This is a genomic window from Streptomyces sp. NPDC054840 (assembly GCF_053611065.1).
Genome location: NZ_JBSGZP010001071.1, coordinates 1 through 1551 on the forward strand (window position 1 = coordinate 1; position 1551 = coordinate 1551).

At 72.3% G+C, this 1551-nt stretch carries 1 protein-coding gene; it reads right to left on the minus strand.

What is annotated here, in order from left to right; all coding sequences use genetic code 11:
• Positions 1-30: 30 nt before the first annotated feature.
• The gene (locus ACWGIU_RS37590; RefSeq protein WP_453712542.1) at positions 31-783 is read right to left on the minus strand and encodes a S1 family peptidase; all 753 of its coding nucleotides are present in this window, start codon (positions 781-783) and stop codon (positions 31-33) included.
• Positions 784-1551 lie beyond the last annotated feature (768 nt).

Here is a 1551-nt window from a genome sequence, read left to right on the forward strand (position 1 = left end):
GGCCGGAAGGGCGAGGGGACCCGTGGGGGGCTACATGCTCGCCGCTGCGCTCTTGATCGCGGCGGCGAAGGTGGAGACCTCGGTGTAGACGCCGGGGTAGTTCGGCCGGGCGCAGCCTTCGCCCCAGCTGACTATGCCGACCTGGATCCAGGCGTTGTTGTTGTCGCGGCGGAACATGGGGCCGCCGGAGTCGCCCTGGCAGGTGTCGACGCCGCCCTGGGGCAGGCCGGCGCAGATCTCCTCGCTCGGGACGAGGTCGTTGCCGTAGGAGGCCTGGCAGCTGGCGTCGGAGACGAAGGGGACGGTGGCCTTCATCAGGTACCGCTGCTGGCCGCCGCCCTCGCGGGTGGCGCCCCAGCCGGCGACGGTGAAGGTGCCGCTGTCGTAGGCCTTGGTGTCGGCGATCTTGAGGGTGGGCAGGTTGATGGGCTTGGCGAGCTTGATGAGGGCCCAGTCCTTGCCCTTGCCGTTGTAGCCGGGGGCCTGCAGGACCTTGGTGGACTTGACCTTGATGGCGCTGGAGCTGTTGAGGTCGACGACTCCGGCGGTGGCGGTGATGGAGGTGTTGTTGCCGGAGCCGCTCACGCAGTGGGCGGCGGTGAGGACGATCTGCTGGGTGTAGAGGGCGCCGCCGCAGCCCATGGAGAGGCGCACCATGAAGGGGAACTCGCCCTGGGCGGCGCGGGTGCCGCCGACGACGGGTGCCGGGCCGGCGGTGGCGGTGCCGGGCTGGAGGCTGACGGCGGCGAGGGCGACCGCGCCGACGGCGAGGGTGCGCTTCATCAACTGCACAAGGGTGGTCACAGTCAACACACTGCCTTTCGTGGGGGGTTGGGCTGTGCGTGCGCGTCATCGGGTGAATGACGGGTCCATGACACAACGGGTGTGTGGTGGACATCAAGAAGGCAATTTCGGCCAACTCCCGCCCTGACAGCAGGGATTGCGGTAAAGAGGGCCCAATCACGCAGAAGAGGGAACGGAGCGGCCCCGTCGAGCACGGATTTCCGCATCCGGCGACCGTGCGCGCCTCGATCACCGCGCTCTTCCGCCGGCGGTCGGCCGACGGGCCGCGCCTACGAGGCGAGCCTCGACGCCGGCGACGACCTCCCCCTGGGTGCGCGGGGGGTGGCCGCCGCCACGGTGCGTGCGCCACGGCCGCCCGACGCACAGGAGTACTTCGTCGGCGTCGACGACCGCTTCCCTACCCACCGCCGAGACCTCGCGGCCGCCTCGCGCACGAGGTGGCCAACGTCCTGCCGCACCGGCCGGACCTGCGCTTCCCCGGCACCGCCGGGAACGGGATCCTCACCGACACCACCCCCGCGCACCCGGAGGCGGTCCGGCTGCTCCTGGACGCCTCCCGCGAGGACGCGCCGACCCACCGGCGCATCTCACTCCGGAGAGGAGTTGGGCCACGTCCCGGCCGAGCGCACCGCCCTGTTCGGCGAGGCACCTCGCCACCCGCGCGACCACCGCCGACGGCCACCGCCGCCGGCGCGGCGGCGGTCCGCGCAGGCGCGGCGCACCGGGGCCGCTCCCGCCGACGGCTCC

Bases quoted from the DNA above. Each gene is read 5' to 3' on its own strand.
- ACWGIU_RS37590 (WP_453712542.1), bottom strand. From the start codon at position 783: ATGAAGCGCACCCTCGCCGTCGGCGCGGTCGCCCTCGCCGCCGTCAGC.